At 41.2% G+C, this 24572-nt stretch carries 20 protein-coding genes; 5 read left to right on the top strand and 15 right to left on the bottom strand.

The window, feature by feature from the left end:
* Positions 1–8: 8 nt before the first annotated feature.
* The 8 genes from B5E64_RS06815 to B5E64_RS06780 all read right to left on the bottom strand — a co-directional run bounded on the left by B5E64_RS06815 (position 9) and on the right by B5E64_RS06780 (position 8395).
* On the bottom strand, positions 9–1172 hold the full coding sequence (locus B5E64_RS06815) for a DHHW family protein (RefSeq protein WP_242960108.1): 1164 nt from the start codon (positions 1170–1172) through the stop codon (positions 9–11).
* Between the two features lie 15 nt (positions 1173–1187).
* Positions 1188–2579 (bottom strand): MBOAT family O-acyltransferase, encoded by a 1392-nt coding sequence (locus B5E64_RS06810; protein WP_087167777.1) that lies wholly within the window; start codon positions 2577–2579, stop codon positions 1188–1190.
* A gap of 18 nt (positions 2580–2597) precedes the next feature.
* Positions 2598–3092, bottom strand: coding sequence for a DUF4358 domain-containing protein (locus B5E64_RS06805; protein ID WP_087167776.1), 495 nt, complete (start codon positions 3090–3092; stop codon positions 2598–2600).
* Positions 3093–3094: 2 nt separating this feature from the next.
* Positions 3095–3895, bottom strand: a complete 801-nt coding sequence (locus B5E64_RS06800; protein ID WP_087167775.1) for a GDSL-type esterase/lipase family protein — start codon at positions 3893–3895, stop codon at positions 3095–3097.
* A 61-nt stretch (positions 3896–3956) separates the two neighbouring features.
* A complete protein-coding gene (gene fliB / locus B5E64_RS06795; protein WP_087167774.1) occupies positions 3957–5042 on the bottom strand; it encodes a flagellin lysine-N-methylase in 1086 nt (361 codons plus the stop codon).
* A 166-nt stretch (positions 5043–5208) separates the two neighbouring features.
* A complete protein-coding gene (gene pckA, locus B5E64_RS06790) occupies positions 5209–6813 on the bottom strand; it encodes a phosphoenolpyruvate carboxykinase (ATP) (RefSeq protein WP_087167773.1) in 1605 nt (534 codons plus the stop codon).
* Between the two features lie 257 nt (positions 6814–7070).
* Positions 7071–7544 (bottom strand): low molecular weight protein-tyrosine-phosphatase, encoded by a 474-nt coding sequence (locus tag B5E64_RS06785; protein ID WP_087167772.1) that lies wholly within the window; start codon positions 7542–7544, stop codon positions 7071–7073.
* Positions 7545–7768: 224 nt separating this feature from the next.
* Positions 7769–8395, bottom strand: coding sequence for a Shedu anti-phage system protein SduA domain-containing protein (locus tag B5E64_RS06780; protein ID WP_162610156.1), 627 nt, complete (start codon positions 8393–8395; stop codon positions 7769–7771).
* A gap of 136 nt (positions 8396–8531) precedes the next feature.
* Here B5E64_RS06780 and B5E64_RS06775 point away from each other — a divergent pair, with 136 nt between their 5' ends.
* Positions 8532–9935, top strand: coding sequence for a restriction endonuclease subunit S (locus B5E64_RS06775; protein WP_087167770.1), 1404 nt, complete (start codon positions 8532–8534; stop codon positions 9933–9935).
* A gap of 35 nt (positions 9936–9970) precedes the next feature.
* Here the strand turns inward: B5E64_RS06775 and B5E64_RS06770 are convergent, their stop codons facing one another.
* The gene (locus B5E64_RS06770; protein ID WP_087167769.1) at positions 9971–10780 is read right to left on the bottom strand and encodes a tyrosine-type recombinase/integrase; all 810 of its coding nucleotides are present in this window, start codon (positions 10778–10780) and stop codon (positions 9971–9973) included.
* Positions 10781–10866: 86 nt separating this feature from the next.
* Here B5E64_RS06770 and B5E64_RS06765 point away from each other — a divergent pair, with 86 nt between their 5' ends.
* Positions 10867–11439 carry a restriction endonuclease subunit S gene (locus tag B5E64_RS06765; RefSeq protein WP_087167768.1) on the top strand — a complete coding sequence of 191 codons (573 nt, stop codon included), beginning with the start codon at positions 10867–10869 and terminating at the stop codon, positions 11437–11439.
* Here the strand turns inward: B5E64_RS06765 and B5E64_RS06760 are convergent.
* From B5E64_RS06760 to B5E64_RS06740, 5 genes are all read right to left on the bottom strand, one after another.
* Positions 11432–13078, bottom strand: coding sequence for a restriction endonuclease subunit S (locus B5E64_RS06760; RefSeq protein ID WP_087167767.1), 1647 nt, complete (start codon positions 13076–13078; stop codon positions 11432–11434). The genes B5E64_RS06765 and B5E64_RS06760 overlap by 8 nt on opposite strands.
* Positions 13078–14508 carry an N-6 DNA methylase gene (locus B5E64_RS06755; RefSeq protein WP_087167766.1) on the bottom strand — a complete coding sequence of 477 codons (1431 nt, stop codon included), beginning with the start codon at positions 14506–14508 and terminating at the stop codon, positions 13078–13080. The genes B5E64_RS06760 and B5E64_RS06755 overlap by 1 nt, the downstream gene beginning before the upstream one ends.
* Positions 14505–17786 carry a type I restriction-modification system endonuclease gene (gene hsdR / locus B5E64_RS06750; protein WP_087167765.1) on the bottom strand — a complete coding sequence of 1094 codons (3282 nt, stop codon included), beginning with the start codon at positions 17784–17786 and terminating at the stop codon, positions 14505–14507. The genes B5E64_RS06755 and hsdR overlap by 4 nt, the downstream gene beginning before the upstream one ends.
* A gap of 69 nt (positions 17787–17855) precedes the next feature.
* Positions 17856–19667 (bottom strand): DUF262 domain-containing protein, encoded by a 1812-nt coding sequence (locus tag B5E64_RS06745; protein ID WP_087167764.1) that lies wholly within the window; start codon positions 19665–19667, stop codon positions 17856–17858.
* Between the two features lie 146 nt (positions 19668–19813).
* A complete protein-coding gene (locus B5E64_RS06740; protein ID WP_087167763.1) occupies positions 19814–20704 on the bottom strand; it encodes a Fic family protein in 891 nt (296 codons plus the stop codon).
* A 266-nt stretch (positions 20705–20970) separates the two neighbouring features.
* Here B5E64_RS06740 and B5E64_RS06735 point away from each other — a divergent pair, with 266 nt between their 5' ends.
* Positions 20971–21477, top strand: a complete 507-nt coding sequence (locus B5E64_RS06735) for a hypothetical protein (RefSeq protein ID WP_140398843.1) — start codon at positions 20971–20973, stop codon at positions 21475–21477.
* On the opposite strand, the gene B5E64_RS06730 is transcribed toward B5E64_RS06735, so the two are convergent.
* A complete protein-coding gene (locus tag B5E64_RS06730) occupies positions 21447–21650 on the bottom strand; it encodes a hypothetical protein (protein WP_138373997.1) in 204 nt (67 codons plus the stop codon). The genes B5E64_RS06735 and B5E64_RS06730 overlap by 31 nt on opposite strands.
* Positions 21651–21830: 180 nt before the next feature.
* Here B5E64_RS06730 and B5E64_RS06725 point away from each other — a divergent pair, with 180 nt between their 5' ends.
* Both B5E64_RS06725 and B5E64_RS06720 read left to right on the top strand, forming a co-directional pair.
* Positions 21831–23117 carry an iron-containing alcohol dehydrogenase gene (locus B5E64_RS06725; RefSeq protein WP_087167760.1) on the top strand — a complete coding sequence of 429 codons (1287 nt, stop codon included), beginning with the start codon at positions 21831–21833 and terminating at the stop codon, positions 23115–23117.
* Complete coding sequence (locus B5E64_RS06720) at positions 23098–24477, top strand: aldehyde dehydrogenase (protein WP_087167759.1); 1380 nt, start codon at positions 23098–23100, stop codon at positions 24475–24477. Before B5E64_RS06725 ends, B5E64_RS06720 begins: the two co-directional genes overlap by 20 nt.
* Positions 24478–24572: the final 95 nt, after the last annotated feature.

Raw genomic sequence — 24572 nt, 5'->3', positions numbered from 1 at the left:
TCCGCTTCCTACTCTTCCGTCAGCGCGGCAAAAGAAGTATCCGCAAAAAACGTATCCGCACTGTAGAGATACAGCACTTCATTGATGGATTCTGTCTCCATCAGTTCCGATAAGTCCCCATAATAGTATCTCGGATCGACAACGACAATCTCCCGGTAATACGGCGCAAGAAACGGCAGGAAACAATTCGCATAGGAATCTTTCAGAACTAAAAGCCGCTTATTCTCCGTAGTCGGTGTCTTGATCTTTAACAGCCCGTGATTGCCGCCGAAAAAGACCTCATACGCATTTCTCTGATCCAGCTTATCGGTGTTGTAGAAGCTTCCGGTTTTTTTCTGATCATCTGTATACTCGACAATCGAAGACACCTGCTCCTGTGTCGTATTTTCATTCTTTTTGGGAATGAAGACATCGATTTCCTCTTTCACACCGGTCCGGCATCCGCTTTTTGCGGAAAGCGTACCCTGAAACTGATCTGTCACAGGCATTTTCTCATATGTTACAGCTGAAGTGTCAAGCCCTGCCACATCCGCAAACTGCTGGAAAGCAAGATAAGCCGCAGAAGTTGTCCAGTGATGATCCGTCTTATAAAACAGCTGCTGATTCGTGTTCTTACGGAAGGTGTCCCTCAGATCGATTGTCGTCAGCCCCTTTCCGGTCAGTGTCTGATAAGCCTGATCAATACTGGAATCCTGATCCGCTGTCAAAGCCAGCGCCGGTAGCTTGTCCTCCAGAATCTCCGATGCTGTCGGTACAATCATTGCGTAATGCGTGATATCTTTATACTTCTCTTTCCAGGCCGCCATGGCCCCCAGCGTATTATTTACCGTAGTCTGGTCCGGCTTTTCAAACTTTTCGATCAGATAACCGTCTTTCCCGATGTAGACTCCGTTTTCCTCTACTTTGCCAAGGAGGCGGTCAAACCCGGTCTTTAACTGGATCCAGGAATCCCGTAACACAAACTGATCGTTAAAATACTCCTGATACTGCTTTGCATAATTTCCGCTGCCGACCGCCTCTGCAGTCAGTTCCGGCTTCTGCGCAAGCTCCCTGTTCTCCGTCTCCGAGACTTTCTTCGTTCCGGAAAACAGATTCACAATGGAAAGGACCAGAATCAGGATCGCAAACATAAATCCTACGAAATACGATGCCGGTAATTTCTCTTTTTCCAAATCTGACACCTCCCCTTAAAACTGCATATAGAGAAACGGCTGATAAGAATTAAATACCAGTCCGCCGATACTGAGTAAAAACATGACAAGATACACAAGCACTGTGACAATCGTATAGCGCTCAATAAACCGCTCGGAAAGCTTCTTCAGAACCGGTCTTGCGGCCAGTACGCACAGTGCGAACAGAAGAATTCCTGTTTTTAAGTAATATCCGGCTGTCACATCGATCAATGAAGATGCTCCAAATCCAAGGAGGGAGGCAAACATTCCTGCCGCCGCATCCCAGGATGTGTTCATGAAAATCAGCCACCCAAACATGACAAGCAGCATCGTATAAGTATTGGCTGCCCATCCCGGAAGCCTGGAGACCAGATTCTTCCACACATATTTTTCACCAATCAGAATCACGGCATAATAAAGCCCCCACACCGGAAAGTTCCAGGTTGCCCCGTGCCAGATTCCGGTCAGACACCAGACAATCACAATGTTCCTCAGATGGCAGAGAATGGATACACGGTTTCCGCCAAGCGGAATGTACACATAATCACGGAACCATCCGCTCAAGGATATATGCCATCTTCTCCAGAATTCTGTCACGCTTTTTGCGATATATGGATAATCAAAGTTTTCCTTAAATTCAAATCCAAGCATATTTCCGACTCCGATGGCCATGTCAGAATAACCCGAGAAGTCAAAGAAAATCTGCATCGTGTAGGCAAACAGATAAATCCACGCCGTCACCATGGACATAGATGATCCGGAGTCCTGAATCTGGGTAATCATCATGGATAACTGATCTGCCAGAAGGACTTTTTTCGCAAGGCCGAGGATAAAACGTCTCGCACCCTCTCCAAGCCTTGACATATATACGTTGTGGGCATAGAGATCGTCTTTGATATCTGCATAGCGGACAATCGGTCCGGCAGACATGCAGGCAAACAATGACGCATATGCCATAAATGTAATCGGATCCCGTTCCGGTTCACATTTCTTTTTATACACATCAATCACATAGGAAAGATTTTTAAATGTATAAAAGGACAGACCGATCGGCAGCGTCAGTGCTGATGTAGAGAAGCCGGTTCCGAGCAATTCATTGACTGCGCCGCTTAAAAATCCGTAATATTTAAAAAATCCAAGAATAAATACATCCATCACAATGACAAAAACAAGGGATGGAACCGCACTGCGGCTGCGTTTCTGTTTTCTGCCGATATCGATCGCCAGCATATAATGCATCACCGCACTGAACAGCATTAATACAACATAAACCGGCTCGCCCCATGCGTAGAAAAAAATACTGGCCAGGGCAAGCACGAGATTTTTCCATTTTCCCGGCACCACATAAAACAGAATCAGGACAACCGGAAGAAATGCAAATATAAAATTCAGACTGTTTAAAAGCATGTCATTTCCCTCCACCGACTATTTTATCGCGCTTTCAAAAGCAGATTTCCAGTCATCCGCCTGATCGCCCGCCATGTAAATTACATAGATTCCCTCCGACTGCGCATATGCCTTTTTCAGCTGCGCAGTCTGGGTGACTCCGTATCCCTCGAAGCTCTCGATCTGGCTGTCCAGACGATTGTTTACTGCTTCCTCAAACCGTCCGGCGTCCTGAGCATTCTTTGTCTTCAGTACAAGAAGCTCATCCACTGCCATCGGCGACTCCGCCTTATAGTAGAAGTATCCCTCACAGTCCTTGCTTTCTATTCCATAATATCTGCGCAGATCTTTATCTTTCATCTCTTCGATCCCGTCAAGAAGCTTTTCACTTTCAAACTCTTTCCTGATTCCTTCCACAGAGACATCCTTTGCATACCCCTGCATGCAGAGCATTCCCAGATACACCGCCAGAAATGCCGCAAAGCATACTTTGACAATGATCCCGCTCAGATCCTTTCTCCTTTTCTTTTTCATGATCAAAGTCCCGCCTTTTCTACAATATAAGATAACCACTGTTCGTAGTATTCCTTTTTCATGTGGATTCCGTCCTGCTCATACAGGCCGCTGTCTGCCTCCACAATGAAACTGCTGTCGATGTACAGGTATCCCTCATCATCGCACATCTTCTCGATGGCCTCATTGTACTGAGGACGTTTCTCACGTCCGGCTTTCTCCTTGACTTTCTCCTCCGTCATCGGAAGAATGGAATTTACACAGATCATCGTATCCGGAAGCGCATCTTTGATCTTCTGAATCTCAGACTGGTACTTTTCGATGAACCCGTCAATATCGGAATTATACATCTGAAGATCATTGCATCCAAACTCCATGATGACTGTGGACGGCTTCATGGAAATCACTTTCTGAACCAGCTCATCGATCTCATTGACTGAGGCACCCCTCTTATAGATGACAGATCCCTCGTCCAGAAGTCCGTACACATCCAGCGCCTCCGAAAAAGAATCCCCTACTACAACGACGCCGCTGAATGCTTTCTTGATCGTCGCATTATCAAGCTCTACGACTCCATATTCATTCCGCTTGGACGTGTCAATCTCTGTCTTTTCATTGGCTCCTTCCAGATTCTCCCACTGCTTTTCCGTCTCGGATATATCCGCCTGCTCCATCTGTTCCAGCTGCTTACGGTTTTTCTCATACTGATTCGGGCGGCTCTCTTTTATCTGAACACAGACGACAATCCCGACCACAACAGCGATAACGCAACAAACTGCGATCAGGATTCTTCGTCTTAGAATTTTTTCTCTTGCACTTTTCATGAATTTATCCCCTTAGTACTATCATTTAGCTATTATTACTATTATAAGTTGTTTCTCCCTCTTACGCAACATACGGATCCGGTCCCTTCTGGAAATAAGTCTCCAGAACTGCCAGATTCTGATCCGAATGTTCAATCTCTCTGGCATACCGCCAGGCTGTCTCCCATATCTCTTCCTTTTTCATGCTTTTTCCCTGCCGGATCCATCTCGCCATACTGAGTTCATGAATCATGACAGTACTGTAAACAGCAAGACAGATCTTGGTATCGATACTGTCATCATAGACCGCCCCGCAAAAATAGGTGTAGATAAAAAACATCATCAGATTTTCACTGTACTGCTCCCATTTTCCCGGTCCAAATTTCTCACGGATCTTCTCGTAGGCCTCCTGTCCGTTCTCATACAGGATTTCAAAAGCCTCGTGAATCTCCTTTTTCCAGTCTTCGCAGAGAAACTCCATTTCAAAAAGTTCTCTCAGGAAAGCGGACTTTGCTTCAAATCCGAGAGGCTCTCCCCCGCACGCTTCCTGCCGGATCTGCTCCAGCTCCTCCTCGATTCCGAAAAGTCCTCCCTCTTCCAGCGCTTTCTGGCAGACCTTTCCTGCCGTCAGGCAACGCTTCATCCGGACCTCTGCCGCCTCTTCGCGGTTTTGTATCATCCTGAACAGGATTTCCCTTATCTCATTTAAACTGGAATATAATAAGAAATCAAAAGATTCGTCCGGCTCCGGCTCGCTCTCCCCGGTCTCCTCCGTCAGAAAGGTAAGCGGCTCCTCACACTCAAGAATCATCCTCGCCGCCTCGGGACAGGAAAGGGACAATGACCACTCTCTGACATCCTCATACTCCTCCACATGTCTCGGATACATCCTGCAGGTACTGCAAAGATACTCCTCGCCAAGCTCCTCGTATAGATCACAGAGATTCTTCTCATTCAGACAGCTGCATCTCCCGTCAAACTGCAGGAATGCTCCCTCTTCCCAGTCAATGGATGTCATAAGCCGGTTTCCGAAACCACCTTCTACCCGGCTGTATTTCAAAAGAGACTCCTCATCGATCATGATCTGCCATCCAGCACAACAGGTGTCCGGGCAGCGATCTGCAATACATTGAAATTGATCATAGAAATGCGGCTTTACATACAGCATACGTTTCCCCTCTTCGTGACTTACTTCGACATCTTCTTATCTTAACGGATTTTACCTGTAATGTAAAGAACTCAGAAACAAATTCTCTCAGAAAATATGAATCTGAAAAAGGGGTGAAAAGAACCGGGTGCGACAACTGTCACACCCGGCAGATTTCTTTGCCTTCTTATACCTGCGGTCCAGCAGAAACAAGTGCTTTTCCTGCTTCGTTTCCTTCGTATTTCTGGAAGTTCTTGATGAATCTTTGAGCAAGATCCTTTGCTTTTGTCTCCCACTCGGAAACATCAGCGTATGTATCACGAGGATCCAGAATATTTGTGTCTACACCCGGAAGTTCTGTCGGCACTTCGATATTGAAGTACGGAATCTTCTTTGTTGGCGCATTTAAGATATCACCGCTTAAGATTGCATCGATGATACCGCGGGTATCTTTGATGGAGATACGCTTTCCTGTTCCATTCCATCCGGTATTAACAAGGTAAGCTTTTGCTCCGCTCTGTTCCATTCTCTTAACAAGCTCTTCCGCATATTTTGTCGGATGCAGCTCCAGGAATGCCTGTCCAAAGCATGCGGAGAATGTAGGTGTCGGCTCTGTGATACCACGTTCTGTACCTGCAAGCTTTGCAGTAAATCCTGACAGGAAGTAGTACTGTGTCTGTTCCGGTGTCAGAATGGAAACCGGAGGAAGTACTCCAAACGCGTCTGCGGAAAGGAAGATAACTTCCTTTGCAGCCGGTGCTGCGGAAACCGGACGCACGATCTTTTCAATGTGGTCGATCGGGTAAGATACACGTGTATTTTCTGTTACGCTCTTATCCGCAAAATCGATCTTTCCGTCTGCATCCAGAGTTACGTTCTCAAGAAGAGCGTTTCTCTTGATTGCATTGTAGATATCCGGCTCAGATTCTTTATCCAGATTAATGACCTTCGCATAGCATCCACCTTCGAAGTTGAAGATACCATTGTCATCCCATCCGTGCTCATCATCACCGATCAGAAGACGTTTCGGATCTGTGGAAAGTGTCGTCTTACCTGTTCCGGAAAGTCCGAAGAAGATAGCTGTGTTCTCTCCGTTCATATCCGTATTTGCAGAGCAGTGCATGGAAGCAATGCCCTTTAACGGAAGGTAGTAGTTCATCATGGAGAACATACCTTTCTTCATTTCTCCGCCGTACCATGTATTTACGATAACCTGTTCACGGCTTGTGATATTGAACATAACGGCTGTTTCAGAATTCAGTCCAAGCTCTTTATAATTTTCTACTTTTGCCTTGGACGCATTATATACGATGAAGTCAGGCTCGAAATTTTCAAGCTCCTCTTTCGTAGGCTGGATGAACATATTTGTAACAAAGTGTGCCTGCCATGCTACTTCCATGATAAAACGGATTGCCATCCGTGTATCCTTGTTTGCACCGCAGAATGCATCTACAACGTAAAGCTTCTTGCCGGAAAGTTCGTCAAGCGCAATCTTCTTTACTGTTTCCCATGCTTCCTGTGTAGCAGGATGGTTGTCATTTTTGTATTCATCAGAGGTCCACCATACTGTATCTTTGGAATTCTCATCAACTACGATGAACTTGTCTTTTGGAGAACGCCCTGTGTATTCACCAGTCATGACATTGACAGCACCCAGTTCACTTACCTGTCCCTTTTCAAAACCTTCCAGACCCGGTTTGGTTTCTTCTTCGAATAATAATTCATAAGAAGGGTTATGTACAATTTCCGTCGTGCCTGTGATGCCGTATTTGCTTAAATTCATTTCTGCCATCTCACATCAAACCTCTTTTCTTTCATTATTTTACAGAAAGTAAAGCCTCTTTACTCCCTTTTACCATTATACATGATAAGTCAATGAAATCAACCAAAAAGTTTTCTTATTTAACGCAGGAAAGCGCATTTTTATCGATCTGCACAGAAATTCAGACAATTTTGATTTATTATTTAGTCATTTTTTTAACAAAGTATCGCTGCTTCCTGTACCGCTTTTTTTGTATGCCTTTTCCTGTCCAACACTCTGTCGATTTCCTATCTGATTCTTCCGTTCTCCATGATCTGAGAAAGGAGTGCTTCGCACCCTTCCCTCACATCCCGGTAGGTCGCATCAAAATTACCCGTGTACCATGGGTCGGCAATGTCCTCCCCTGCCCGGCCGGTAAAATCCAGAAGCCGGCATACCTTGCCCTCCGGATCGCCATTTCCGATGATCCGGTTGATATTGCGGATATTCCACGAATCCATGCCGATCAGATAGTCAAACTCCTCGTACTCCTCCCGTCTCATCTGGCGGGCGCGGTGGTCTCCACATGGGATGCCGACCTCGCGCAGCTTTCTCTGGGTGCCCGGATGAACCGGATTGCCGATCTCCTCTCTGCTGGTGGCAGCGGAATCAATGTAAAACCGGTCCGAAAGTCTCGCCTCGGACACCAGGTATTTCATAACGTATTCAGACATTGTACTACGACAAATATTGCCATGGCAAATGAAAAGTATTTTTATCATGTTTAAAGTCCTCCTAATTTGCTAAGATTCGCCCTGTTTTGCTGCGATTTGCCGGGTATGTAGTTGCTGCTGAGATTGTTAAAAGAATCGCAGAGCAAACAAAATGTATCCCATTAAAACTGTAAAAGGTAGAAAAAACATAGTAAGAATGCGGGTGTATTACCCTCTGGGATTTTTTCATAAAATAAATTGCCTATAATATAAATATCTTGATATCCTACAAATTAAAACCCATTTCCTAATTTCAGTATATTATCAACGAGTCTGTCATAGGTAATAATATGAATCCCTCTTTCATACTGTATTTGCCCCCGCATTTGATTTGAAATATCATCCATCCTTTTTCTACGGCCTACTACTAAACAATAAGTAATACCCCAAGTTGGAATGTTTCTACTAATATCAGACAGCCCACAACTTTGCAAAAAATACAGTCGATTATTGTCCATCCATCGTTTCCAATCATTAATCTGCGTCATTCCTTTTCGTACTGCCTCTGTTTCCATATTGGATTTTTGCAGCCTAAAGTCAACATTCACATTTTCAAATTCTACTAAAATAATATGATGACCTATTGAATTCCGTCCGAGCAACATATAATCTGCCTTGTATTCTGCTCCAAGTGGCTGCTCTACACTAATATAGGCTTCATGATGGCCAAAATCATAGTCTTCAAAAATCGAAGCCGGAATGAACCATTTTTTGTTTTCCTTAATGTAATTCTGGATATCATTTTCTTTTTTAGCAGAGTCAAGTACTTTTAACAACTGTTCTGCTTCATAATCTAGATCTATGTCACGATACCAGCCATATTGCAATTCATAAAACTTCTTTGGCACTGTGTAATCCATTTTATTTCTCCATTCATACATATTTATGACATATTATGTTGCCTTGCTATTTTATCATAGTTTGAGGTATTCTGGTATATAAAAATCACAGGGCTGGTACAACCCCACTGTAGTCCGGAGAATTCATGCTAATAATTTGCATTATGAGAAGTTCCAAGATGGAACGGTGAAATGTATTGAGAATGAGATACCGTTTGAGTTGCCGAAGGGATGGGCGTGGAGCAGACTTCATCCACTTACGATCAAAATTGGGGCAGGGAGTACTCCTACGGGTGGCGCTGCTGTTTATAGCAATTCTGGTATAAAGTTTATACGTTCACAAAATGTGTATGATAATGGTCTCGTACTAAATGACGTAGCGTATATATCGGAAGAGATAAATCAAAAAAAATCTGGTAGCATTGTTAAACCTCAAGACATTTTGTTAAACATTACAGGTGGATCAATCGGACGCTGTGCGTTAGTCCCAGATGATTTTGATATTGCTAATGTGAATCAGCATGTTCTTATTATCAGACTTGTTGAATTGAATTTAAGACAATATATTCATAGTGTTATTATATCTCCATACATTCAAGAACAAATTTTGTCTAAGCAGGTTGGTTCTGGTAGGGGTGGCCTTAGTGCAGAAACTACATCCTCGTTTCTAATCCCTATTCCTCCTATCCAAGAACAGTATGCCATCCAAGATAAGCTACAACAATGTGTTTCGAGTGTATCAGAAATCGCTGTTGAAAAAACAAATATTATAAGTTTCATTTTAAAAGCAAAAGACAAAATCCTCGATCTCGCCATTCGTGGTCAGTTTGTGCCGCAGGATCCGAATGATGAACCTGCTTCTGTTCTCCTGGATCGTATCCGGGCAGAAAAAGAAGAACTCGTCAAACAGGGCAAAATTAAGCGAGATAAGAAAGAATCCATTATCTTCAAAGGTGAGGATAACTCTTATTATTTGAATGATGGTCAGATGACACTAGATATCAGTAATGATCTCCCATTTAATATTCCAGATTCTTGGGAGTGGGTTCGCCTCAAAGATGTATTTATTATCAACCCTCGAAATAAGTTAGATGATGATCTGAATGTATCATTCATTCCTATGCCACTGATAGAGGACGGATATAGTGGCAAGCACACTGCAGAGGTGCGCCATTGGAAAGAAGTGAAAACTGGATTTACTCACTTTGCAGAGGGTGATATTGGTGTTGCCAAGATTACCCCTTGTTTTGAGAACCGAAAATCTACAGTTTTTGAGAATCTAACAAACGGATATGGTGCGGGAACAACAGAACTTCATGTGTTGCGTCCTTTTGGCAAGAGCATTCTTGCACAATATTTGTTAGCATATGTAAAATCTGATTACTTCGTAGAAAATGGGAAACGGATTTTTACAGGAGCTGTCGGCCAGCAACGTATCGGTAAAGAATACGTTGAGAATGCTTATTTCCCACTTCCTCCTATTAAAGAGCAGGAACGCATTGTACAACAAATTTCTGCTGTATTTGAATATCTGAATATGATATCGGAAGCACTATCTTGACTACAGCCGCCCTCGGAAGAAGGCGGCTGTTTCCTTTACCATGTGACGATTTTATCTACAAGTGCCTGTTGCTCGCTAGCAGTTCTACGAAGATATATTCGTGTAGTTTCAATACTTTCGTGACCCATCAAATCGGCCAGCAATGCGATATCGTTGAACTTCTCTAAAAAATTTTTTGCGTATCGGTGTCGAAAAGAATGGGGATACACTACCTTTTTGTCCAGACCATATTTGTCCGCATAGTTTTTAAGCTGCTGAGAAATGCCACGGGTTGTGATCCGTTCTCCATAACGGTTCAAAAACAAATAGCCTGAGGAACGGTTTGTTTCCTCCAGCCATTCGATGGTCTCCGTTCTTAACTTTTTCGGTATATACAATCTGCGTAGTTTGCCTCCCTTTGTATACAGATCGAAGTACCCAAGTTCAACATGTTCAATTTTGATCTGAATAAGTTCGCTGACACGGGCACCAGTAGCAGCCAGATACCAGACCACGAAGTACCACTCCATGTTGCCGTCCTTTTTGAGCTGCTTCTTTAAAAAGTTGTAATCGGCATTGCTGATCACATTTTCAAGAAAGTTCTTCTGTTGAACCTTTACAGCTTTCAGCTGCAACTTGTCCTTCCCTAGATAGACCAGATACTTATTCATAGCCTGAATGCGAAGATTTACCGTCTTGGGCTTGAAAAATTCCATCAGATACCCTTTGTACGCCAATAGATTTTCTTTGCTGATCGTGTCGTAATGGGTGTGATAGTATTCTACCGTCCATAAATACGATGTGATTGTGTTTTCGGAAAGATTGCTCTTTCGCAGATGTTCTTCAAATGTACTTTGCTGCTTCATAATAAGCGGCCTCCTTATAATATTTTCTGCGGTTTTCCGCACAAATATTATAAAGGGAATATGTGACTTCCTCTTATTATGAGAAGATGGCAGATGGAAAGCTGCATTGCCTTGATGACCAGTTATCTTTTGAACTACCAGAGGGATGGGAATGGTGCAATCTTTCTATGATTGGAACAACGAACATTGGACTAACATATCGTCCAACGGATATAACTGCGAACGGTATAATGGTTTTACGGTCGTGCAATATCGTCAACGATCAAATTGATTTGAATGATTTGGTTCGTGTGGAGACTACCATCAGAGAAAATCAATTTGCACAAGAGAACGATATATTGATATGTGCACGAAATGGAAGCAGAGCGCTTGTGGGTAAATGTGCTCTAATCCCATCCTTGGGAGAACCTGCATCGTTTGGAGCATTTATGGCAATATATAGAACAGAATACTTTTCCTATATTGTTCATTATCTTCGTTCAACTTTTTTTAGAAGTGTATTTAATGATGGCAACTCTACTACTATCAATCAGCTTACACAAGATATGCTCAAACGGGCTATTGTTCCCTTCCCACCGTTAGCTGAACAACATAGAATTGTTGCAGCTATTGAAGCAGCGCTGTATGAATTGAATCGTATAGAAAAGAGCCTCAGTTGAGGCTCTTTTCTATCATTTCAACATAGGAAAATGCAGTAATTATAGCATTTTCAATCCGTTGTTGTTCTGAGACTGGCGGCATTGGAACCAGCATTTCTTTCAATGTTATTGGTTTTAATTCTTTTTGATTTGTGGAACCTTCACCTTTTTTCTCAAGCACACTTTGATTTGCCTTCATAAATATATACAGATAAAATGCTCGAATACTGCGAAATCCACGAATAACGGTTACATGAGAATCCGGCACTATTGGTAAACCAGGAAAGTTATCAGTCGTTCTATAGAATCCAATCCGCCCTAAAGTACCCGTACCTGTAGAATTTACGACCACATCGCTGTCATGCATATATTCTTCATTTGGATATCTGCCTAATGTGCTTTCATCTAGATACAAGGCTAGCCCGATATCGATGCCATTATATTTTGTATTACATTTTTGTGCAAAAACAAGAGTATTGCTTTTTGCTGCATATTTCGGTGATTTTCCACGACGAATTTCCTTAATGCAGCAATTCTTCAGTCGCACCCACTCCCATGAATCAGGAATATCATATGGTATTTCTTCATCAATACAACACACATCTTCTCCAAGCTTCTCATAATAAGAGTTATCTTCACCTTTGGAGATAATAGATTCCTTCTTATTAGGCTTGAGTTTACCTTGTTTGATGAGTTCGTTTTTTTCTGCTCTGATGCGCTCCAACAGAACAGAGGCAGGCTCATCATCTGGATTCTGTGGTACAAGCTGCCCGCGGATAGCAAGGTCGAGGATTTTGGTTCGCAGCATGTTTATTATCGCTAATAAATCTTCTGTCTCAATATCATATTGCTCAATAGCTGATAAAATCGACAAGGATTTTTCTTGAATTTTATATTGTTCTTCAGTTGGTGCTACTGGAATTAACAAATTCAATGTAGCTGTCGAACCAATATTACCTTGGTTTACATTACCAGTTTCAGTTGCAAATATTGCATCTAAAACACAGGAACTTTGTATGGCATTTACGAAATATGAAGGGAGTATATCTGCCGTACTAACCAAACGCAAACATCCTACCCTTTGATTAAGGAATAGCTTTAGACTTTCTAAATCACTCTTTTCAATTCTGCATGAATAAAAATAATCTCGTTTTCCTCGTGTTCCAGTCATGGTAAAAAGTATATCATTTTCACGAATAAGATAACTGTCGGTTTCTGAGGCATATTCATCTGATATACAAGTTTTTGCAACAAATGGATTTATACTGTTATTTTTGATATTTCCAATTCTTATTAATATATTCCGAGAATCTGGTACATACTTACTACTTTTGTACGCATAGCCACCTACAAAAAGGGCAACAGTTGAAATTCTTGTCCACGCCCACCCCTTCGGCAGTTCAAACGGTATCTCCGCCTCAATACATTTTACGCTGCCATTAGCAAACTTCTCATAATGCAAATTATCCTCACCAACGAAGATAACTGAATCATTCTTAATATCTTTCTTTTTTAGCTTTCCTTCCTTAACCATCTGCTGCTTCTGCTCACGGATTCTCTCCAGAAGAACCGATGCTGGTTCATCATTGGGATCCTGTGGCACAAGCTTGCCACGGATAGCAAGGTCAAGAATCTTTTGTCTCAATGCCTTGGTATCCATTATTCTTCCACCTCTCCTATTAACTGCTCCAGTTCTGCGACTGCTTTTGCAATATTACTGGATTTTTCTTTTATCATATCAAGCAATTCAGCAAGAGTATAATCATCGGTTCCAGCATCTGTCTTCATCCATGTAATATCTAAACTTGTCTTGTCACGAGCCAAAATATCTTCGATAGTAAATTTACGCCATCTGCCATTAGGGTTTTCTTCGCTATATGTTTCCTTACGTTTGCTTAAATCACCATCCGCATAGCATTTCACGAAATCATCAAAATGTTCTGTTTTCAACGGATTTGTCTTGCCAAAGGATGGCATATCGTTTCTCAGGTCATAAATCCAGACTTCTTTTGTATTGTGCTTATCTGTTTTCCCTCGTGTAAAGAACAATACATTAGTTTTTACGCCCTGAGCATAGAAAATGCCGGTAGGGAGACGCAGGATTGTATGCAGATTACATTTATCCATCAAGTCAAGCCGGATACGTTCTCCATCGCCATCAGCAAAGAGAACATTATCTGGCAAAACAACCGCCGCACGAGCTTTACCGTTCGGTTTCAAACTACGATAAATGTGCTGGAGAAAGTTCAGCTGCTTATTACTGGTAGGGAATGTAAAGTCATCACGTGTTGCACGCTCACCGCCTTTTTTGGTACCGAATGGCGGATTCGTCAATACAACATCATAATCTTTCATGTTCATTCCTATACTGGATAAAGTATCACCTAAAGTAATTTTACCATCAATATCATGAAGCATAGCATTCATCAACGCAAGACGGTGTGTATCATGTACCAATTCACAACCTGTAAAAGCTTCTTCTCTTTCAAATTTTGCAGTATCAGCGTCCAGATCAAAGAAATCATCGGTCTGCGAACGTACATACTGACTGGCAGAAATCATAAAACCAAATGTACCGCAGGCAGGGTCATTACAGCGTTCCCCTGGCTGAGGCTTTACCAGTTTAGTCATTACATCAATCAGTACACGAGGAGTGAAATACTGACCGGCGCCGGATTTCTTCTCGTTAGCGTTCTTTTCCAGAAGACCTTCGTAAAGATTTCCCAGACCTTCTTCTCTTGCTGAAAACCAATCCAGACCATCAATGGTTGTAATGATTTTTTCAAGGTTTTTAGGCTCATCAATGTTAGTCGCTGCACCCTGATAGATTTCACGCACACGACCGGTACATTCTTCACCCAGATGAGTCAATAATTCTTTATAAAATTTTTTCAATTCAATGCCGCTTTTCGATGTAAGATTATCCCAACGGTACATTTCCGGAATCTGCGATTCCACACCGGTTTCCTTCGCCATTTTCAGAAATAAAATATAAGTTAATTCGGTTACATACTGATGATATGTAATCCCATCATCTCTGAGCACATTGCAGAGATTCCAAAGTTTTGAAACAATTTCTTGTGTTGTCATGCAACTCTACCTCCATCGTCATAAAGATACTCGTTTAATTCAAGCACGATATTTTCCAATTTATTTTGGAAGACTCTGTTAATTTTCTCAAATCCACCATAAGTCTTGAAACGACTATCCTCATCAAATACTTGGACATTCAATACGGATTCTTCCATCAAATATTTTTCCATACGTCCAATCCAGCTCATCTCCTGTTTTGAGAAATTATGAGCTTTTTTCAATTTATCTACCGCTCTGCGGATTCTTGCTTCATGACTAATCAGTGAAGATCCAATAGCATATCTTCTAATAAGACTGATAATATCAGCAGCTATTTCTTCATTCGTAAGCTCTGATATTGCTGTATTCAACTGCTGTGTTGTAAAACCTTCTCTATCAAGCGTTAATCTCAATGATTTTAAAGCATCTCTCGTCAGATCTTTCGGTCTGGTACAAACGATACTCAACGCAGCAATCTCATTCATATGAGTCTTTACATAGTCAGAGAAAGCATCCAGATAATCTTCTGGTTTTTCAGAATTACCATATCCCCTTGTATGACTGGTCAATTCATCTTCTTCACTGGAGATTACAACAGCTCTATCGCCATTCGCTCTTGTTTGCTGAATATACTCAAACATATTTCTATATGCAAGCAAACGTTTTTTTGCATCTTCCGGATTCCTTTTTTCAATATCAACAATAAACTGTGTTGGATCCATGCCATTGGTCATACTAATAAACTGCTCCATTGTTTTACTATCCATACGACGTTTTTTACGCTGGAGCTTTGCAATAATCTGGTCAATCTGAGCCGATATTACTTCTTTATCTTCCACTTCTTCCAATCCATCTAAAAGCTGTGTAAATGTAGTTGTCGGATTGGCTACAACAGGTTTCATAGTATTTACCGGTTCCAGAGAATCGTAAACACCAACTGGGTCATAAATCTCAAAATGTGTTTTATGAATCTTCGGGCACAATCTGGTAGCTCGTCCCATCATCTGTTCAAAAAGTATACGAGATTTTACTCGGCGCATAAATACTAATGTTGTAATTTCCGGAACATCAATACCTGTTGTAAGCAAATCGACTGTAACAGCAATGCTTGGAAATCGCTCATTTTTAAAACGTTTGATTGCTTCTGCTACTTTCTTAGGATTACCACCGCCAACGCTACCAGTAATCTTCATAATAGCGTCATTGTCCACGCCCGTTTCTGAATAAATTTCTTTTAGAATAGAAACAATCATATCTGCGTGCTGATCATCAACCGCATAAATAAGAGTCTTGCCTTGTTCTTCCGGATTTTCCGGATCAATATCTCTTGCAATCTCCGCCAATACAGTCCTGTTAAAATTCTCAGTGATAACCTGTTTATTAAAATTTTCAACATCAAAGTCAAGTTCATCATCCAGTAGCTCACTGTTTGTCACTTCACCGGTAACAGGATCATAAATAGTCACAGTATCACCAGATTTATAATGAATACCACCTGCACTGAGTTTTGTTTCTAAATGATGCGGTGCATCATGATCTACAAGATACCCTTCTATTACAGCTTCTCGATAAGTGTATTTGAACACTGGTTGCCCGAAAATCTCTGTTGTCTGCAATGCTGGAGTTGCTGTCAAGGCAATTTTTACTGCATCAAAGTATTCTACAACACTGCGATATTTACTCTGATAATCACGCTGGTCACGATACAGAACTTCTATATCGCCCATTTCTTTGTCCAAAATATATCCACGATGTGCTTCATCAATAATAATCAAGTCAAAATCTGTTACCGCAGGCATTACATCTCCTTCGTTGTAAAGGATACGTTTTACCATACTCTGAACAGTAGCGACCTGAATACGAGTCTCTTTATCTACTGTTTTCTCATCCAGTCCTTTAATATTATAAATTTCATCAAGCGTCATCAATTCTTCAAGTTTGACTTCTTTAAAAACATCTGAAGCCTGATCACCTAAAGAAGTTCTGTCAACAAGGAACAAAATACGTTTAAAACGATTTGTTTTTAAGAAACGGTAAATCATACCAAGCACAGTACGGGTTTTACCTGTACCGGTTGCCATAGCAATCAGGATTTCTCGTTGTCCATCAATTACAGCTTTTTCGGCTGCTTTAATCGCTTTTACTTGATATTCTCTCAAATTTAAACCATCTTTATCTGTCAATAAATCATATGGCATCTCCTGTAATGCCTCATTACCCGCCTGAATGTCTTTTTCAAGTCGTTCCATAATACCCTCTGGACTAATCCAACCGTGCAATGCCATAGGTACATTAGAAGATTCTCTTAGATCCAGAAACCAAATACCAGATTTCGTTTTGAATTGTTCAAGGTATGGTCTTCCATTTGTTGCAAAAGTAAATGGAACCTTAAATTCTCCCCAAGCACCAATCTGATATTCAGCATCTTCTCTACGGATATTTCTTGGATAATCTTTCCCCTGATAATCAATAACAGATGGAATATCTTTATGTTCAGCTTTTGCTTCAATAATACCGACAAGTTTTGTTCCGACAAACAACGCATAATCTGCATAGCCTTTTTTGCTAACAGTAGAATCTGTTGGCCATTCAGCAATCGCCATATTGCGACCTTTCTTCGGTCTTGCACCTTTTGCATAGCGAATTTCCTGTGTATTAGCTTCCCATCCCACCTGACGTAACTGTTCATCAATCATATATCGTGTTTCAGCTTCTGATTTCTGACGCTGGCTTGCCATTTTATTTGCCTGTTTTAGACGCACTTTCTTATCTACCAATTCAGCCTGCTCGGCACAAGCAATAGCAGCTTTTGTAAGTTCTTCCTCCTTTTCTTCTTCCCGAGCTTTGCTGTAAATGATAATCTTATCAGTTTTCTTTTCTGATTCTTTTACAGGCATAACAAAGTCCTGATGCTGGTAATTCCAATCACCATAGGTCTGCATAAACCATTCAGACAAGCTATGCGCCATTTGCAAGAAAACCGGACAATCTGAGGCTTCTGCATAATTTTCATGAACAGCTTTATTTCTTACCTTACGAAGTGCATGAAGAATATCAACCAAATCTTTTGTCAATAATCCTTCCGAAGACAAAACATTAATACGATTCACCGCAGAATTATCATAAGGTACAGGAATCTTATCGTATGTAAACATTAGATTTACAATTGTTTCACCAATCATACCCAGTTTCATCAAACATGAGTTAGGGTCAGTATAACAATACTGCTCTGCCAAATTGCCAAAATTTGCAAGAACCGGAAATTCTTTTTCTAAAAATTTAAAATTGGAAGCCATTTACTACGTCCTCCTCCCGTTTATTCTATGTTCTCATAATAGAAAATTATCGGAACATACATATGTAAATTATAATCCTTCATAATATTCTTGAATAAGTTTTGCCATTAATTTTCTACGTTCCTGTAGAAATTCATCATAATTTTCTACTGTCATTTCAAAAATATTATTAGGAATACAGTTTTCCTCCAGATTTTCGTTCAACATTTCTTTTGTTGAGAGGTTACCAAAAACAATATTTTTTGTTTCACATTGTTCTTTCACTTTTGTGAAATAGATGGCCGGAGCATCATCGCTGATAGCTTTATTTACCTGTGTATCCAAATAAATATAGTTTGCAATCTGATTATATTTCGTCTTTGATGTTACACCATTCTTCTTCAAATATGACTTTGGAAAAATATGATGTACATCCCCTGAAATAGTTATTAAATCTGATATTTTCGTACCATTCATCATTAAGGAATTACAATTCTGATTTATTTGTGCTGCCAAAAATATGTTAAATGCAGGGCTATTGATTGATGAAGTTTCCATATCTTGTGGCAATGTAATCGACCAGAAAGTTTCGGATAATGCAGATTCCTCAACTTCTGAAAGAAACTTCAAAAATCCCTTTTCACTGATATTTCTCATATCTCTATCCATCTGTGTTTCCGGTGAACCAATATATCTGGAAGTCAACGTTGTAAGTACAAACCATTTCTGTACATATCGTTTAATCTGTGCATTCGGAATTTCCGGATCATTCAATAGCATAAGATATAGCGTATATGCAAAATCCAATGTCATTCTTGAATTAAGCAACTTACTGGATACAAATCCCGCCCCCTTGATTGCCATAATAAATTGAGAAAAGTTATATTTATTGATAAAATTCATAATTCCTTCATCTAATTTCTTATACGAATTTTCTACAATATCATCACGAAACTCTTTCGTAATAAAGTCTCTACCAGACAACAAACTTACCAAATCAGCCAACTTACCACGTCTGAATTGATGCATAAATGATACTCTTAACATATCTCCATAATCTGGGTCATAAATATCATCATGATCATTTGCCAGCCACTTGATTTTATCCGCATACTTAGAATCCTGAAACTCCTTATCATTCAATAAATGAGAATAAAAATCCGGTTTTACTGCCAAATGACAGAAATAGTCTACTGTTTTTCTCATCATACTACCATTATGCACTGAATCCGCTGCCATTTTAGACATAACAAAATCAGACTGACTCAACGGTGTGCCTTTTGAGTTAATACGAATAAAAATCTCGGTTACTTCATCAATATCCAATGTTGCATCCAATTCTATTACACCTATTTGACGATTAGCAATACTTTTTAATTCTGTAATTGCTTTATTTACCAAATTGGGCTTAACACCTTCATTAACTTCACAATAAGCAATCGAAAATTCAAACGGATCAAATTCCGGCTCAAAAACACCAGAAATATCTGGAATCCATTTTTTATCTTTCAAATGCGAAGCATCCTGCACAGCAAACCTTTTTGTTTCATCCTCTGTCAAAGGATTGAATGCTATTTTAATACGTTCTTTATTAAAGTCATCATCTAAAACTTCTTTTCCTGATATAGCAGCCATTAAAGCCGTTACACGTTGCTGACCATCAATCAACACCTTTTTTCCATTGGCTTTTCCACCATCTTTAGTCTTTATATCTGGATTCTTCCAAGTAATAATATACCCTGTAGGATATCCATTATATAAAGAATCAATCAAATCCCTAACCTGACTTCGTTTCCATACAAATGGACGCTGAATTTCAGGTATAACAAAATCTTCTGCGTCAATCAGCCCTAAAATCGCATGAACTGAATATTGCATTAACGTAAATTTCTCACCAGTCATTTCTGTACCTCTTATATATCAATTAGTATTCTTTAATTCAAAATGCAAATTTTGCCCTTTTGATTCCACTTTGTCATTTGAACCATTTTCAAAGCATCAATTTGACACTTTGGAACCAACTTTTGATACTTTGAAAGTTATTTTACTTAATATGGGATTCTGAAATAGTCCAAATACGCCTTATATCTATCCTGTGCGGTCAGGCAGGTATCTGTCAAATAGCCTTTTTCATTATCCCACTCTTTCAATCCACGATAATAGAGCAATTTCAAATTATCCTCAATGATGAACGGCACAATATTATATTTCAGACATTCCTTAAACATAATCAGTCTACCCACTCGCCCATTGCCATCCTGAAACGGATGGATTCGCTCAAACTTTACATGGAAGTCCAAAATATCTTCAAATGTCTTTCCTTCCTTGGCATTGTACTCCATTAGTAAAGCTTTCATCTTATCGGCAACTTCTTCCGGAAGGGCAGTAATCATTCCGCCCACCTCATTTGGCAGTTTCTTGTAATTACCCACTGCAAACCATTCTTTTCTAGAATCGCTGGTTCCATTTTTCAAAGTCAGATGAAGTTCCTTAATAAACTTCTCAGTCAAAGCAGATTTTGCATGGTCGATGATCATATCGATACAACGAAAATGATTTGCTGTTTCAATCACATCGTCTACATTAAGAACTTCATTTTCCACACCGATGGTATTAGTTTCAAAAATATATCTGGTCTGATCGTGGGTCAGACGGCTTCCCTCCATATGGTTCGAGTTATATGTTAAATCAATCTGTGTCTTATGGTAAATACCACCAGAATATTTATTTACTTTTTGTTCCCTCAAGATATCCAGCAAAGTAGTCGGATGTTCTTTCTTTTTATTAGAACGCTCTGGTTTTTCGGCGTTCTCCGGAATATTCCAGGTCTTTCCGGTAAGAAAAGCCCCCTGCACACGTCCATGAGCACAGTAATTTCTTACACTACGCTCCGATATATTCCATTTTTTTGCAATTTCAGCAACAGAAAGGTATCGCATCTGCTTTCCTCCATTATAAATCGAATTAAATACTACACTAATGTATAATATAGTATATCACATTATCGGCAATAAATCCAACATTCTCCTGGTTTATCGGCATGTTTTTGCCGTTTTCGGAAATATCAATTCTTGGAACAGACTTGTTGACCTGGCGGAACCGATCTACCAACGGATTGATACCGCAAAGCCCAGCAATATCATAACTATATATATCATTCTAAGAATTATTATCTTCATTTTTCTTCTCTGCTTGATAATCATAAATGAAGAATGAAAAACGCTGGAATATGTCCACTATCCGCAACTTAGATATATCTGAATTTTCAATCGTGGAAAAACCAGAAACACACTATCTTGTAACTGTACCTATATCGCATGACACACCTTTTGAGCAAGAGATAGAATTGGTGGTAACAGAAACAAAGAAATACCAGTTAAGGCGTTTGCATGACGCTTCTTATGGCGCCATACTGCCGGTAGAAAACCTGTATTGCGGCAATCTTAACGGCTATTCGGCCCTTTATATTGAGTTACCGTTTCCTACACACCGAAAGGGGCTTCATGTTCAACCAAAAGGAAAATATCTAAGGGCTTTTTGCAAAGGAGATTGGAACAATTTACCCGGACGTTATACGGAAATTCTCGCCTATGCAAAGGAAAACAATCTGCAATTTTGCGGTTCTGCATATGAAAAAGGTATCAACGAGCTTGTCATTGATACCTTAGACGATTATATCACTCAAATTGAGATACCCATTAAAACGGAATAGTGCGGGCTACTGTCTTTCCAGCAATGTTTCCCGAGCATACGACAGGCAAAATTAAAGTCCTTGCTCTCAAGATATTGAACGGCCTCTTCTGCTGTTTTGACAAAATGGGCGCCTTCTTCTGCTTCTTTGAAGCTCAGCACAACAACCTCCAGGTTTTCAAATACATCTTTCATAAAAAGAACCTTTGGAAAGCATGGCATCCATGGCAGTAACCCTTATTTGTTCCGGTGTGTCCGGAATGCTCGACTCCCCTCGTTGATATTGACAACCCTCCCCTTCAATGCTAATATTTTTCTGGTAAAAATGCCTCTAAAAAGGGGCGTGGTTCTCCGCGCCGGAAAGGATCAATTGTCATGAATACTCTAAAGAAAATATATTGCAGGACGTTTCAGACCGGATTAAAGATTGCCCTTCCGTTCCTGCCTTACCGGACACCAAAGGTCGTTGGAAGCGTGACTGTCCTGCCGGAAGTGATCCGCAGAAAAAACTGCAGTAAAGTCCTGATCATCACAGATGCAGGCATCCGGAAGCTTGGCCTGACGGTACGTCTGGAAAAGGCGCTGGATCGTGATGGGATTCCCTACTGTATCTACGATAAAACCGTAGCCAATCCTACTACTGTAAATGTGTCCGAGGCCATCGATCTTTATAAAACAGAAGGCTGTGACTGTATTATCGGGTTCGGCGGTGGTTCCAGTATGGACTGCGCCAAGGCAGTCGGAGCCTGCATCGTCAAACCAAAGCAGACGCTTGCAAAAATGAAGGGAATTCTGAAAGTCCACAAAAAGCTGCCGCTTCTGATGGCTGTTCCGACTACTGCCGGTACCGGAAGTGAGACGACGCTGGCTGCAGTGATCACGGATGCCCAGACGCGCCACAAATATGCGATCAACGATTTCCCGCTGATCCCGCGGTATGCGGTTCTGGATCCGAAAGTCACGTTAAGTCTGCCTCCATTTATCACCGCAACTACCGGTATGGATGCTCTGACCCACGCTGTGGAAGCCTATATCGGGAATTCCACTACTTACGGAACACGCAAAGACGCTCTTATGGCTGTCAAACTGATTTTTGAAAACATTGATACGGTATATGAAGATGGAAGCAACGTGGAAGCGCGGCGTAATATGCTGCGGGCTTCTTTCTATGCCGGATGTGCATTTACCAAATCCTATGTAGGATATGTCCACGCCATTGCACATTCTCTTGGCGGGGAATACGATGTACCACATGGTCTTGCAAATGCAGTCATTCTTCCAATGGTGTTAAAGGCCTATGGTGAAACGATTCATAAGAAACTTTCACGTCTGGCTGTTGCCGCCGGTCTGGCTGACAAGGACACGCCTTATGACGAAGCAGCTGAGCGCTTTATTTCGGCCATTCAAGATATGAAAAAGAGATTTGGCATCGGTGATTATATTCCGGAAATCCGGGAAACCGATGTTCCGAAGCTGGCGCATTATGCCGACAAGGAGGCCAATCCCCTCTATCCGGTTCCGGTACTGATGAATGCGGCAGAGCTTGAAACTTTTTACTATATGCTGATGCCTGAGCCGGCAGATCCGGCAGAAGATTTTGAAGAAACCAACGCACCTGTTGATAAGGAAGGAGTGACAAAACATGACGGAACAGGAAATTAAAGACCTTGTTACCAGACAGAGAAAATACTTTCAAACCGGTGCAACGCTTCCGGTCAGTGCACGGACTGCTGCACTTCGCAGACTTTATGCTGCCATCTCTTCCAATGAAAAAGAAATTCATAACGCACTGAAAAAAGATCTTGGAAAAAGCGCGTTTGAAAGCTACATGTGTGAAACCGGACTCGTTCTGGAGGAAATCAGCTACATGCTGAAACATGTACAACGGTTTGCAGGCGAAAAGAGAGTTCGTACTCCGCTGGCTCAGTTTCATTCCAGAAGTTATCAGAAACCGTCACCTTACGGTGTTGTACTCATTATGAGCCCATGGAATTATCCGTTTATGCTGACGCTGTCCCCGCTGGTGGACGCCCTTGCTGCAGGAAATACCGCTGTAGTAAAACCGAGTGCCTATTCTCCGTATACCAGCGAAGTGCTTCAAACCATCCTGTCCCAGTGTTTTGATCCTCAGTATGTGGCTGTTGTAACCGGAGGCCGGGCTGAGAATACCTGTCTTTTGAAAGAACATTTTGATTATATTTTCTTTACCGGAAGCCAGGCTGTTGGAAAAGAAGTCATGCGAAACGCGGCAGAACATCTGACGCCTGTCACCTTAGAGCTGGGCGGAAAGAGCCCTTGTATTGTAGACCAGACTGCCGATATCAAACTGGCAGCAAGACGAATCGTATTCGGAAAATATCTGAACTGCGGACAGACCTGTGTTGCACCGGACTATATTTACTGCCACCGTACTGTTAAGGACAGGCTGATCAAAGAAGTGCAAAAGCAGATTCAAAAGCAGTATGGAAAACAACCTCTTCGGAATCCAAATTACGGTAAAATCATCAACGAAAAACATTTTGACCGGATTCTTGGGCTGATTGACGAGAAAAAGGTTGTGCATGGTGGAAACTCCGACCGGAAAACACTCCGCATCGAGCCTACGGTTCTGGATCATGTGACCTTTCAGGATGCAGTCATGCAGGAGGAAATCTTCGGACCTCTCATGCCGGTTCTGACATTTGACAACCTGGATGACGTGATCCGTAAAATCAATTCCATGCCTCATCCGCTGGCGCTGTACTTCTTTACTTCCGACAAAGCGGCGGCAAAAAAAGTGACTTCCCGCTGCGGATTCGGCGGAGGCTGCATCAATGATACGATCATCCATCTTGCCACTACCGAAATGGGATTTGGAGGATTTGGTGAAAGCGGCATGGGCGCTTACCATGGAAAGATCGGCTTTGACACCTTCTCCCACTATAAGAGTATCGTAGATAAGAAAACCTGGATTGACCTGCCGATGCGTTATCAGCCATACCAGAAGCTGCATGAAAAAATGGTACGCTTCTTCCTGAAATAGCCTTTCCGGGAACAAGATTTAAAATCACATTTTCTATAATCAAAAACCTGCCGCACGCTATGCTGTGCGACAGGTTTTTTCATCATCCGAACACT

It is taken from the genome of Drancourtella sp. An12, assembly GCF_002160935.1.
GTDB classification, from domain to species: domain Bacteria; phylum Bacillota; class Clostridia; order Lachnospirales; family Lachnospiraceae; genus Sellimonas; species Sellimonas catena.
This window is presented reverse-complemented; position numbering and strand designations above follow the sequence as displayed.